Genomic DNA, 13,534 nt, shown 5'->3' with positions numbered 1-13,534 from the left:
CTGTTAGAAGATCCTGAGAATATTAAAGGGCTGTATAGGATCTGTAGGATTAGGCAGGTCCGCTATTAATATGTAGCCCTTCCTGATGAGTTGAATATTTTTCCTGCCTTTTCTCTGGAAAGGCACGACGGTATCAGATGCAAATGTTAATAGTGTTGTATCCGGGAATTGGGATTGTAATCCTGTAATAACAGGATCTGTCAATAGCACTGAGGTACCCACCTGGTTAAACAGCAGGGGCGTGAGCGCTGTATCTTCAATCCACATATCCTTTGCATCAGAATTGGTAATAAGGTAATATTTCCATATTGCGGATTGCACTTTAAAAGTTGCCGTGTAATGGAGGTCAGTTCTTAGATCATTCATCGCGGCACCTGGGTAAATATCAATCAGTGCCGCCACCTGGAATCCATTCAGGTACCTGTCAGGTGCCGGCGTAGCCGCAGGCATCAGTTGAGTATCCCCTGATGAAGTCTGGTTGCGGAAGAGCAGGCATTCATTATCCTGTAGTTCGCTAAAGTCCCGGAATTGGTTGAAAATAGCGGCCGTCGGAAATACTTCAAAGGTCAGTTTATCCGGAATGGCAAGCGTAGCAGAAGGAGCGTCGGCATTTACAAAAATACCGACGCCGTTTTTCAGGGTTCTTATACAAAAGGGGGAGTTATTAAAAAATTGGAGCGTAAGTCTGTCAGGAATGATCGTGACATCCATCCATTCATCACTGGAATAGTAGGCGTGAATGATTTCGATACTGAATAATTTTCGGTACATCATCACATCGGTTTTTCATTGATCAAAATAACATTGGATACGGGCTGTGTGCTCTTGAAAGCAATGCTCTCATTGTCCAGGAAAGTAAGCACCCTGACCTTATATAATACAGATGGCAAATAGGAGGCATGCAGGGAATGCCAAACCTGGTTCTGTTCTGCCAGTTGGAGTGATACCAGTTCCACTGTCATGCGTTCAATATTCTCGTCGGAAAGCCCGGGGGCGTTATGTTGATCAAAAGCCCGGTTAGCCTGAAAAAACCTGATCACATAAGAAATAGAACTGAGCGCCTGAAAATATTCTGAAAAGTTGGATACGAAAAGTACCAGCAATTCAATTCTCACCTCGGGATTCAGCTGGGTTTTGATCCCGTTCTGCCATACGCCTGCATACTGGTCAGGTTGTCTGAAAGTGCGGTCTTCAGATATATTGATAAGAAATGGTGTAACGGCATTGGTAGAAAATGAGATACGATCGCTGGTACCGCTTTCAATGAATTTGACGAGCATACCATCGTCACCTGTTTTAATATTAAAGAATTCGTTGAGTTTCGACTTGAGAACATTCAATACGGTATGTATCATTAGTAATGGTTATCACTGGATATTTTATAGAAAATGGAAACATAGGGGCAAATTAATTAGTAGTCGGATGATATGCATAAAATGGGGGGTGAATGACCAGGTTTTGTATGTAAATGGTAAATATTACTAATGGTCCGAGGCAAATTATACAGCAGATGGTAACACCTTAATATTGGTAACTGAAGTATTCCTGGTTAACTGTGCGGAAATATTAATTAATTTGTTAATTTTCCAGGCGCTTATTTGTCCAAAAATAATAGAAGTCCCAATGATTATATGCCGACTGGTTCTTCTCTTAATATTTATATTTACGGTTAGTCAGTTACATGCACAGGATTCTGCATTCATTGTTAACAAAAGGTTGATCACCCAAACGGATGGTCTGCCTGACCGGAATTTATTTTGTGGCGTGCAGGATAAGTATGGTTTTATATGGCTGGGCACCCGGAGTGGCCTGTGTCGTTACGACGGGCATCACTTTATTTTTTTTACAACCCAAAATAATGGTCTCAGGGGAACTGCTATTTTATCTTTAATACCCGATGACAGTACTGGGATTATTATCGCTTACATAAGGCCGGGATCATCCATTTTACCAGATACGGTCCTCGATGTGATAGATATTAAGACACTAAGTGTAAAACCGATTGATCGCTATTACCCTCATTTGCCATTTCACGAATCTGACATTCGGAATATTTCAACTGAAGCAGGAAGGCCAGTGGAATTTTTTACACCAAGCCTGTCATATAATTATACTTATACGCATAAAGCCGGTTTTCAGAAAAAGGCGATCGTGGGAAAAGGACTTTTCAAAGGTTGGAACTCAGCTGAGCATATTGACCAGGAAATGGCCCACAAGGCCGACAGCCACTTAAACAGGAGTATTGTATTGCGCGAGGACAGTACCCTGATAAGGTTCTATCTGGATAATCTTAGTCTGCATATTCCAGGTAAAGGATATATCATACAATATCGTTTGCCCTGGGCGGCATCACATGATTTTTTATTCCTGGATTATGGCGGTAAGCTGTGGCCAATAGATTCAGCAGGCCGTCAGGCAGGTGAATTTAAAAAGAGATTGGTATCGAGGTGGTGTACCATCAAATTTTACAGCTGGTACTGCATTTATCCGGATAGCAACCTGGATGCCGCCGTAATAGAGCAGGCCGACAATAGCGTGGTATTGTATAGTGCAGGTACCGGGTTTATTACGTTGTTCCGGAAAGAGGAAAACATACATGTTTCCTCTTACTTTACTGACCGGCAGGGGGCATATTGGTTATGTACGAGTACCGGGTTGTATAAAGTGGAGATAAAGAGAAGGATATTTGAATGCCATTTTACCAGGGCTTCCCCTTGTTTTGCCTTTAATAATTCAGCAAGAGGTATATATGCAGACGATAGCCTGTTCGCGGTGAGTTTGTTTGATGCCCCGGTGATAATATACAATAAAGGGGATACGCAACTACTGACAGGAGAACAGAATTTCGCTATTGTAAAGATGGATAATAACCTTTGGTTAAGCGGATGGAGTTTAAGGAAGTATGATATTAAAAAACGCCAGATATATTTCATGCATAGAATAGGCATGTCAGAGATCTGGTCGATGTTCCCTATAAGTGATCAAAAATTGTTGCTGGGGGCGACAGCAGGACTGGCTATTTATAATATAGCTACCGGTGAATTGACAAGAGTGGCCAAGAACTACGAGGTACAGCCGAGGTTTATCTACAAGATCTTCCGGAACTCCAGCCAGGAGTTAATGGCAGTAGCCGAAAATGGTTTATTTGTATTGTCAGAGAATGGAGATGTGATAGACTGTTATAACAATTCAGCTCCGGATAAAAACCGGCAATTACCTTGCAGATCTATATATGACGTATATGAAGATAAACAGGGAATATATTGGATTGTCAGCAACCTTGAAGGGTTATACAGATGGGACAGGGAGCATCACACCTTTCAGCAATTCGGGGTTACCAGCGGATTGTTGAGCACCATTATCTATACAATCCAGGAAGATAATTATAATAACCTATGGCTGGGTACAGATTATGGACTGGCCCGGTTAAACAAGGAAACGGGTGTCATCACCAATTATACTATGGAGGATGGTATAGCAGACAATGAGTTTAACCGGTCCTCCTCTTTTAAAGATCAAAAGGGTGTTTTATATTTTGGAGGAGCCAATGGGATCACTTCATTTAACCCGGCAGATCTGGCGAATAAAAAGGTATTAAAAACTTACCCCTTTGTATTATTGGATTTTCAAAGCTATGATAACAGGAAAGGTGGATTAAAAGACGTGACATCAGCTGTAATTGCAGGAGAAACTGTCCGGATGCAGGAGTCGGGTAATTCATGTAACTTATCCTATATCTTATTGGATTATGACAGCCGGGAGCATAGGTATGCTTATAAGGTGGAAGATTTTGATAAGGACTGGATTTATACTGCTGAAGACCATATCCGCGTGAGCAACCTTCCCCCTGGCAGATATAAGCTGCGCTTAAAAGCGCAGTTGCCTGATGGGCAGTGGAGTGAGCAGCAGATAGTTGTAAATTTGCAGATTATCCCGGCATTTTATAAAACGGGTTGGTTCATAGCCACGTCGTTAATTTGTGTGGTGCTGGTAATTATTTTAATATTTAAAATCAGACTACGCCTGCTAAAAACGAAAAATGAGCACCTTGAAAAGATTGTTAACGAAAAGACCGGAGAGTTGAAGGTTGCGCTGAATGAACAAAAAGCGATGTTACAGGAAATTCATCACCGTGTTAAAAATAACCTGCAGTTTATCCAGGCGATGATAGCCATGCAGATCAATGCCGCCAAAAATGAAAATGATCAACGGGTGCTGATGGATATAAATCGCAGGATTAATGCAATGACACTGGTACATGAAATGATGTATAACAGGGATCACCTGGAATCAATATCAATAAAAATGTATATTACAGAGCTCGTGGAAAAGCTTCAACATTTAATTGATGACCAGCGTCATCCTATTCAATTTGAAATGAGCATTGACAATGTAAATTTAGATGTCAATAGTTGTCTTGCGCTGGGCATGATCACCACAGAATTGTTGAGCAACAGTATAAAACATGCATTCTATCAAACCGATAAACCGTTAATAACCCTTCACCTGGTTCGAAAGGCCACAGTTGGAAAAATAGTATATTCGATAAAGGATAATGGAACTGGTTTTGATGAAAATAAAAAGAATGAGGGATTGGGTATGCGGTTAGTAGATATTTTTTCGAGGCAGTTAAGAGGAAAGTATAGCATCAGGAACGAGGGCGGTTGTGTATTTGAATTTACCTTTCAGTCGGTAGCCGGCTAAAGACTGCCAATACATCATTTTTTTAACCCGGCTTAAATTAACCTATGACGCCTTTTAAGATTCTTATTGTAGATGACGAGGTATTGATCGCAGAATACCTGAAAGATATATTAATCTCATTCGACATGGACCAGGTAAAAATGGCACATGAAAGACAGCAGGCCATGGAAATGATCGCCATGTTCAAACCGGATATTATCCTATTGGATATAAAAATGGCTAGTGACAAGACCGGTATCTCAATGGCAGAAGAGATAGGCTATTTGTACCAGATCCCGGTGATTTTTATCACAGCCTATTCAGATAAGGAAACGGTCACTGCTGCTTTGAATACAAAGCCGGCGGCTTACATTACAAAGCCCTTTAAAAATATGGATGTCTATGCTGCTGTATCGATCATAATAAAGGAGCGTCATGAAAAAAATAACAGACACTTTGTTTTCAGAGATGGATATACCACTGTGCGCTTGTTGAGCAGTGAAATAATATACTTCGAGGGGATGGGAAATTATGTCATAATAGTTACAGCAGATAAAAGATATAGTATCCGGGAAACATTACATTGGTGTTTACAGAAATTACCAGCGGACAAGTTTGCACAAACCCACCGATCGTATATAGTCAATCTGGATAAAATTGAGAAAACCACTACCCGTCATGTCATAGTAAATGGCAATGTCATTCCGGTATCGAGGAATAGGCGGAAGGATTTTATAGGGGAAAGTTATTAGCACAGGAGGCAGGTAGTTCTCGGTTGCCCTGAGCGATGTTTGGGTTGCTATCCTATTCCTGTTATCGTCCGGTGAATGTTGAAAAATTTCAAATACACTTCCACCTCAGGTCCATGTTGCTGCCATTGCCGAAACCCTTAAAAACAATGTAAACTCTATCGAACATTTGATCCCATTATTGAATTTGATAAGAATTGTAAATGGAGAAAATGAAAGCAATGTGGAGCTGAATGCAAATAATTTTGACTTTTTCGACATTTTTTAAGCAACATCCATGTAATTAAAGGCTGTGTGAAGAACAAAGATCATTTGCTCTCCCCCAAAAGATTTTTTAATTAATAGACGATTGCCAAATGAGTTAGACCTGTTATATTACTTTTAGACAGCGATAGTAGTTATCTGTTGAAATAAAAACAGGGTAATCTCCAGGAATGGAAGCTACCCTTTTGTATTTCCATGATGAAAAAAATAATGATTAGTTCTTTACCCTGTTTGATTCAGTATCAGCTCCTGTGCTATTATGTTTACGTTGACCCTTTACCGCCTTTCCAAAACGAAGGCTTAACGTAAAGATAGCTGCTCTTGAATCAGAAAGCGTTTTAAAGTACGCATCTGTCAGCTGAAGGTTGGTGATTGTACCTTTGCTGATATTGGTAAACAGGATATCCGATACACTGAATTTGAGCGTTGCCTTTGGCGATAATACTTTCGCTACAGCTGCATTCAATCTGCCCCTGGCTGCCAGCTCAAATTGTACGTTTGTCATTTTGGTCTGATAATAACCATCTAGCTGAATAATCCAATTCTTCTTCAATTTAAACTGTGCCATCCCCTGCGTATACAGGTAAGTACTTTTGGTATCCAGTAAGCCTGTATAGAAATTACCTTTAGAATGAAAATAGTTTAACTGTGCATTGATTTGGAAAGTAAACCAGGGGGTAGGGTCCAGACCTGCACCCAGGTCAAGTGCATAGAGTTTTGTTTTTCCAATATTTCCAGGTCTGCTATAGTAGGTATTGTCAATGATCTCAATCGTTTCAAACACCTGGTCTTTCGTGTTTGTATAACTTGCTGTAGCAGTCAGTTTGTTTTTGAAGATATAGCCTAGTTCTACCTTTGTCGAAAGGGATGGTTGCAAATAAGGATTTCCTGTGTAGTAGGAAAACTTATCCAAAGGAGATATAAAGGGATTGAGGTCCTGGTAATAAGGCCTGTCAATCCTGCGACCAAAGTTAAATTTAAGCTGATGATCGCTTAATGAATCCAGGCTATACATCAGGAATACCGTAGGGAAGATGTTCGTATAATTACGGTCAAAGGCCGAATCAGGCTTCTCTACATTCCCAAGCTGATGTCCTTTAGAAGAAGTTGTTTCGAGACGTAATCCCAACTGTACACTCAACCTGTTGAAATCCTTATTCAAGTTGACATAGCCTGCATTGATATTTTCCTTATAACTAAAATTGTTTGTTTTTTCATAATCCGGTGAAGTGATGCCTCCAATAGTATTGAAATAATTAGCGATGTTGGAGGTATTGGTATAGCTGCTCTTCGCACCTGCTTCAAATTTCCAGTCACCTTTGAACGTCTGGCTATAATCTACCTTTCCAGAATAAATTTTAATATCAGTTGGCAAATTACCATCCAGTTTGTCTTCCGATTTGAATACTCCTTCAGGAGAATAGCTTTTGTTAGAGAATACCTGGTCGTTGTTGATATCGTATGTCAGGTAGTCGAAATTGGCAAGAATAGATGGACCATTCTTATAGAAATCATGTTTGATATTGAAATTGACACCATGGCTTTTGAATTTACCATCTTCATTGTTGATCGAAACGACTGAAGAATCCAGTATCATTTTGCTATCATATATTTGCCCGGTGCTAGTATTGGTATTCTTTGGATAACGTATCATATTGTCAAGGGTGATGCCCAGGGTGGTGTTCTCAGAAGCATAGAAATCTGCACCAACAGTTGCCTTTACACCATATCCTTTCCGGCGGATGTAGGAGTCCTGTGTAAAGATATCTTTCAGACTGCCATCCTCATTTTTATATTTCCTGGTGATGCTGATATCATTATAGTTATTTCGTGTACCGTATGCAAAGTTGCCAAAGAAGTTGAATTTATTGTGGCGGTAGTTAAAGTCAAGACTATTATTCACGCTGATGTATTTTGAAAATCTTGGGCTTAAGTTAATACCCATATTAAAACCCTGGATCTTCTTTTTTACAGTTTTAATATTGATAATACCTCCATTACCTGCTGCATCATATTTGGCAGGTGGATTGGTCATGATTTCCACCTGTGCCAGTGTGGAGGAAGGAAGTGAGCGTAAATAATTCTGCAGATCAGCACCTGAAAGATAGGAGGGTTTGTCATCAATAAAAATGGTAACCCCCTGTTGTCCTTTCAGGCTGATTGTACCGTTAGGATCTACGCGCACGCCTGGTGCTTTTTCCAGTACTTCCAGCGCGGTCGTACCGGCATTGGAAATCATGGCATCCACATTTACGACGGTTCTGTCTATTTTTTGTTCAATAAAACTCTTCTTGGCTGTTACGGCTACTTCTTTCAGCTCAATATCTGCTTTACTCATTATAAAGACCGGCAATGTAGTCTGGTTGTTGGATGGGTCGATTGTAAAAGGAGCACTTTCATATTTGACGAGTCCTAACGCCGTTGCTACTATCGTGTAGATGCCGGGCCGGATATCTTCAAATGAAAAAGATCCGTCAGTAGCAGATACCTCAAATTTGACTGGTTGTGTATTGCCTGCTACCAATAATGATATGGTGGCTGCGTTGACAGGCTGCTGGTCAGCCTGTACGATCTTTCCAACAATCTTGCTGACAGGCAGCTGGGCTTTTGTGGACAGAGAGAGGAGCATGACACTTACAGCCATGAGGGTTATCAAGGGTTTCATCTAAGAATGTTTATGGATTATGTAATGGTTATATGGGTTTAATCACACTTTTCAAGCCCATGCAGGTATTAATGAGCTTATCTAAAGCGGCCTGACTATTTAATTTTTTATCTGCTTTTACATAAAAGTTTCCCTGGGATGCTTTGATATCAAAGCGGGTATTGTCAGCAGTCACCACTTCTTTCTTTACTTTATGAGTGGTGCCGAAAATTACAACCGGGGAAAAACAGCTATCTATGTACTTTTCTACCAACTCAGCCTGACTGGCATTGTAGGATGCGCGAAACACATAAGCAGTAGGTGTCTCAGCGTAAGAAACTGCCGTTTTATGACTGGTCGTATTATTACTAAGGAACAAACTTATTGAAATGATAACTAATACCACGCTAACCGAAAATAGAATATATGCTGTTTTCATACATGTAAGCATTAATGTGAGGAATGAGAGGGTAACCAGTCATGCTTTATTTTTCAATCTTTTTCACCCAGAAGTAATAACCTAAAAAGCCCAATGCTACACATACAGCCATTATAATTACAGAGTGAATGCCGATCGGAGGGAAAAAGGTGATAATTGTTAATCCTAAAGCAATGGCAGTAAGAATGGCAAACCATTTAATTGCTGCAATCTGCTCACTTTTACGTGGAAGCATATTGGCAATAACCTCTTCTGAAACTCCTTTTTGCAGCATCTTTTTCTTTAGCTGATTATTCAGCAATATTCTGAGCAATGAAAGAATAAAGGAAGATGCTATAAAAAGGACTATGGTGGCCACTGTACTCCTGAGCAGTTCAGTGGTGATTTCGCTGTTCGCGGGAAAAAGCGGTGATTGTGCAAATACTGATACAGGTGCAACAAGCATTATAGTAGTGATGATCTTTTTCATTTTTTTTCTGTTTTATTGTTTATACCGTATATGACCGGTCAAACAAATGAATGTTGCATCTTTTTCAATAAAAATTTAACAGGCGAATTTTTTCCCTGTAAGAGGTCACCATTTCCCTGCCCAGGAAGCCCGCAATAACCAGGGCTGTCACTATAATAATATATAAGGTGTACTCGGGAATGCCCTTTGCAAGATTAGAAAGGAACCTGCTCATTATAAAGATAGGAATACAAAAAACGGCCACAGCTATTCCAATGGTAGGTATGATAGACCATTTACTGTTGGAAACAGCCTTTTGCGGCAGAGGTAGTTGGGGCATTACCAATTGCTCCACGTCAAAATCGAATGTGGGCCCTTCCATTACTTTTAGTGAATTGAATATTGCCTGGTAACTGGCTATTGCCGTCTTACATGCAGCACATTCCCGAAGGTGCTGTGCCTGCAGTGGATCAGCCTGTTGCAATTTCATAGCCAATTGCTGTACTTCATTCTCTGAAAGATGTACCTGCTTCATATTTCTTCTTTTTTATAGGCCGTCAGCAATTGTTGTTTAAGCGACTTTCTGGCCCTGAACAGATAATTTTTTACGGTGCCTTCCGGGAGCGACGTGATCTCAGCGATTTCTCCGTAACTCATTTCTTCCTGGTGGTACAATGTGATCAGCGTCTGGTAAATAGGTGGTTGAAGAATTTTGATAGCTGAGCTGAGAATAGCGGTGAGATCTTTGGCCTGTAATTCCTTTTCCACCTCATTCTGCGCGATGTTTCCCTGTTTATAACTGATACGGTCATGGTGATCTTCTGCATCATCCTCTTCAAAGTAAGAGGGCAAATACACCAATTTCTTTTTCTCGATATAATGCAGGCAGGTGTTATATGTTATCTGCCCTATCCAGGTGGAAAGCTTGGCGTTTAAACGGAACCCGGGAAGATTGGAATAGACTTTCAGATAGACATCCTGTACTATATCCTTCCGGTCGGCAGGGGAGGGAATCATTTTAAATACTATCTGGGCTACCAGTTTTTCAGTTTGCCGGATAATCCGTGTAAATGCCTGCTGGTCGCCCTTAAGCACCTGTTCGACAAGGAATTGGTCAGTAAAATTATGTTCCGCGGAATAGCTCATTGTCGAATAAGACCGGTTAACTTAGATTTTGTTGCAGTTATTTGCAAAAAAGATACAATAAAATTTTATGTATCGCAGCTATATGGCTTCAGTATTTTGGCAAAGTGCCTGATTATTGATCCAAAGATTTGATGGCTTTATTTTGATGCAGGCATAATAGCCATATTCACCTTCTAACAACCACATTCATTTACCCATTTCCGTTATCGAACACTTATTGAAAAATCACCACTTTATAACTACCTAAACGCCAACAATTTCCCCAATAAAAAAAGGGCGAAAAATTACTGTTAAAGTAATTTTTCGCCCTGTGTGCGGAAGAGGAGATTCGAACTCCCAAGCCCTTTCAGGCACTACCACCTCAAAGTAGCGCGTCTACCAATTTCGCCACCTCCGCAGCTTTGAAGGAGTGCAAATTTAAATTCTTTTTTAAAACCAACAAATTTAATTGAAACTTTTTCTGCAGAACCCGCCATTTTTATTTCCTCAACCAAATCCTAAACGTCGTCCCCTTACCAATTTCTGACCATTTCACCGTCAATCTCCCCTTATGATACTCATCTATTATCCGCTTAGCCAGTGACAACCCCAACCCCCAGCCACGCTTCTTTGTACTAAATCCCGGCTTAAACACCTTTTCAAAATTAGCCTTCGGAATCCCCTTCCCGGTATCCGTAATATCAATAATAATATGCGCCGGGTGACTCTCAATAAATATATCAATACTACCCTTACCCTCCATCGCATCCAGCGCATTCTTCAACAAATTCTCTATCACCCAGTCAAACAACGACGGCGAAATCATCGCCGGCATCTCATTTTCCTGCGTATGCATATTAAACACCACCTTTTGCGGCGCCCTCTTTTTAATATACTGCATCATATTACTCACCTGGTGGATCACATCCCGCTCTTCCAGCTGCGGCACACTACCGATCTTGGAAAATCGCTCAGTGATTAGTTTCAGGCGGTTCACATCTTTCGTCAGCTCTGTTGCCATCAGCTCATTCCCATCCGTTTCCTTAAGCAATTCTATCCACGCTTCTATAGAAGAGAGGGGAGTACCCAGCTGGTGTGCCGTTTCTTTTGCCATCCCTACCCATACAAGGTTCTGAACGGCGCGGTTAGAAGAGGAGAGGGCGATCAGCATGATACTCACAAAGAGCGCCACCACCATCAGTTGTATATATGGATAGTAGCGAACCTGTTTGAGGATCAGGGAGTCTCCATAATAAATGTAGTTATAAAGATTACTCCGGGTATCGATCTCCATAATAAATGGACGGTGTTGCTTCCTGAATGTAGTCAGTTCATCTTCAATATATTGCGGATCATGCGCCATACGAACCGTGTCGAGATTGCGGGAGTCGATGATATGGCCTTCCCGGTCAGTGATGATCACAGGAATAGTCGTATTGTTGGTAATGATTTCCGCAGCCAGGTTTAGGTTCGCCTCATCAGGAGCCTGTAACAACTCTCTGTTAGCCGCCACCCATGTAGCCACCTTACGGGTTTCTTCATCTTCGATCTTGCGTGCCAGGCTGCTTACATACCAGATCGTACCCACTATGATGAGTACGGCCGCAGTAACCAGCAGGAATTTCCAGCCTATGAACTGTTTGAACATATGAGGATCGAATTTAAGGAATACCCCTTATACACTAACGTATTTTTCGCATATTTGCAACGCTAAATATATTACTCACGTATAATACAGTATCTTTTGTCTGGAATACCATCGGTAGCAGTTGTCATCCTGAATTGGAACGGACGTAAGTTTCTGGAAGATTTTCTGCCTTCCGTATGCAGGTCAACTTATGAGAACCTGGAGTTATACGTTGCAGACAATGCTTCCACGGATGATAGCGTGAAATTTGTACGCGAGCATTTCCCGGCAGTTAAAATTATTCAGAATAGTACTAATAATGGATTTGCCGGGGGATATAACGAAGCCCTGCAACATGTGCATGCTGATATTTATGTATTGCTGAACCAGGATGTGGAAGTGGAGCCGGGTTGGATCGAACCTGTAGTCGCATTAATGAGAAGGGACCATCATATTGCAGCCTGTCAGCCGAAGCTGAGGGCTTATTATAATAAGCCGGAGTTTGAGTATGCAGGTGCTGCGGGCGGCTGGATGGATATTTTGGGATATACTTTTTGCCGTGGACGTATCCTGTATACGACCGAAACGGACGAAGGGCAGTACGACGACGAACAGGATATTTTCTGGGCTACGGGTGCCGCATTGTTTATCCGGTCTTCCTGTTATCATGAGGTTGGAGGGTTTGATGCGGATTTTTTTGCACATATGGAAGAGGTGGATTTATGCTGGCGATTGAAACGGGCCGGGTACCGGATCTGCTATTGTCCTCAATCTATTGTATATCACGTAGGTGGAGGTAGCCTCCCACAGGGAAATCCCAGGAAGGTATACCTGAATTTCAGGAATAACCTGATGATGTTGTGGAAGAACCTGCATCCGCATGATAGATGGATCGTGCTCTTCCAGCGGTTTTTTCTGGATGTGCTGGCAGCGGTGAAGAGCCTGGTAGCAGGAAAACCCAAAGATATGACGGCCATTTACAGAGCTTATGTGGATTATCTCCGCTGGCGCAGGAAGTATACAGGAGAGAAACATCCCCTGCCACAGAAGAAGCTGCTGGGTATGACAGGAGTGTTTCATGGGATCATGATCTGGAGGTATTATTTCCTGAACAGGAAGACTTTCAGAACTTTGGAAAAAGAGTAAATTAATTGTAAAAATTTACTTTGATTTTCATTTGACATGATGTAAGTTTGCAATGCGAAATAATTAGATATGGAAAATAATACTGTTGAAAACAAGAATGACTTTACCAATAACTGGGTGTCGTCTTCCAGATTTTTATTTTATGTAAGCATTTTCTGCTTTTTGTCTTTTGTTCTGGGAGGTTGCTACCAATTGTACAAACACCGTTATCCTGGTAAGCCTGAGGTAAATGTTCCAGAAAACACGCTTTATAATCCTAAATACAAATAAGGATTCTATCATATTGAAAGAGCCTTTCGGTCCCATACCGGAAGGCTCTTTTTTATTTAAATAAAAACCCGCATTTGCCGTAGGCGAATGCGGGTTTTTTATGAGCAGCCCGGTCTACGGCCGGCTAATAGAATGCATT

The 13,534-nt window shown here is 41.1% G+C and carries 11 protein-coding genes and 1 tRNA gene; 3 read left to right on the top strand and 9 right to left on the bottom strand.

The features are described 5' to 3' along the window. Positions 1–3 precede the first annotated feature (3 nt). Positions 4–774 (bottom strand): hypothetical protein, encoded by a 771-nt coding sequence (locus tag BW716_RS08720; protein ID WP_083722150.1) that lies wholly within the window; start codon positions 772–774, stop codon positions 4–6. After that, a complete protein-coding gene (locus tag BW716_RS08715; protein ID WP_083722149.1) occupies positions 774–1,355 on the bottom strand; it encodes a DUF4255 domain-containing protein in 582 nt (193 codons plus the stop codon). Before BW716_RS08715 ends, BW716_RS08720 begins: the two co-directional genes overlap by 1 nt. Positions 1,356–1,623: 268 nt before the next feature. Here BW716_RS08715 and BW716_RS08710 point away from each other — a divergent pair, with 268 nt between their 5' ends. Then, positions 1,624–4,704, top strand: coding sequence for a histidine kinase dimerization/phosphoacceptor domain -containing protein (locus BW716_RS08710; protein WP_083722148.1), 3,081 nt, complete (start codon positions 1,624–1,626; stop codon positions 4,702–4,704). 44 nt (positions 4,705–4,748) lie between these two features. Then, complete coding sequence (locus tag BW716_RS08705; protein WP_083722147.1) at positions 4,749–5,435, top strand: LytTR family DNA-binding domain-containing protein; 687 nt, start codon at positions 4,749–4,751, stop codon at positions 5,433–5,435. 475 nt (positions 5,436–5,910) lie between these two features. On the opposite strand, the gene BW716_RS08700 is transcribed toward BW716_RS08705, so the two are convergent. The 7 genes from BW716_RS08700 to BW716_RS08670 all read right to left on the bottom strand — a co-directional run bounded on the left by BW716_RS08700 (position 5,911) and on the right by BW716_RS08670 (position 12,000). Further along, on the bottom strand, positions 5,911–8,361 hold the full coding sequence (locus BW716_RS08700) for a TonB-dependent receptor (RefSeq protein ID WP_083722146.1): 2,451 nt from the start codon (positions 8,359–8,361) through the stop codon (positions 5,911–5,913). 28 nt (positions 8,362–8,389) lie between these two features. Further along, on the bottom strand, positions 8,390–8,779 hold the full coding sequence (locus BW716_RS08695; protein ID WP_143708786.1) for a hypothetical protein: 390 nt from the start codon (positions 8,777–8,779) through the stop codon (positions 8,390–8,392). Between the two features lie 46 nt (positions 8,780–8,825). Further along, positions 8,826–9,248 (bottom strand): hypothetical protein, encoded by a 423-nt coding sequence (locus BW716_RS08690; protein WP_083722144.1) that lies wholly within the window; start codon positions 9,246–9,248, stop codon positions 8,826–8,828. A 64-nt stretch (positions 9,249–9,312) separates the two neighbouring features. Continuing rightward, positions 9,313–9,762, bottom strand: a complete 450-nt coding sequence (locus BW716_RS08685) for a hypothetical protein (protein ID WP_083722143.1) — start codon at positions 9,760–9,762, stop codon at positions 9,313–9,315. Continuing rightward, positions 9,759–10,373 (bottom strand): RNA polymerase sigma factor, encoded by a 615-nt coding sequence (locus BW716_RS08680; protein ID WP_083722142.1) that lies wholly within the window; start codon positions 10,371–10,373, stop codon positions 9,759–9,761. Before BW716_RS08680 ends, BW716_RS08685 begins: the two co-directional genes overlap by 4 nt. 313 nt (positions 10,374–10,686) lie before the next feature. Beyond that, positions 10,687–10,770, bottom strand: a tRNA-Leu gene (locus BW716_RS08675). An 81-nt stretch (positions 10,771–10,851) separates the two neighbouring features. Further along, positions 10,852–12,000 (bottom strand): PAS domain-containing sensor histidine kinase, encoded by a 1,149-nt coding sequence (locus tag BW716_RS08670; RefSeq protein ID WP_083722141.1) that lies wholly within the window; start codon positions 11,998–12,000, stop codon positions 10,852–10,854. Between the two features lie 96 nt (positions 12,001–12,096). Here BW716_RS08670 and BW716_RS08665 point away from each other — a divergent pair, with 96 nt between their 5' ends. Further along, positions 12,097–13,125, top strand: coding sequence for a glycosyltransferase family 2 protein (locus BW716_RS08665; protein WP_083722140.1), 1,029 nt, complete (start codon positions 12,097–12,099; stop codon positions 13,123–13,125). Positions 13,126–13,534 lie beyond the last annotated feature (409 nt).

It is taken from the genome of [Flexibacter] sp. ATCC 35208, from assembly GCF_001975825.1.
Classification (GTDB): domain Bacteria; phylum Bacteroidota; class Bacteroidia; order Chitinophagales; family Chitinophagaceae; genus Chitinophaga.
Note: the sequence above shows the minus strand (reverse complement) of the source record. Positions and strands in the feature narration are given on the sequence as shown.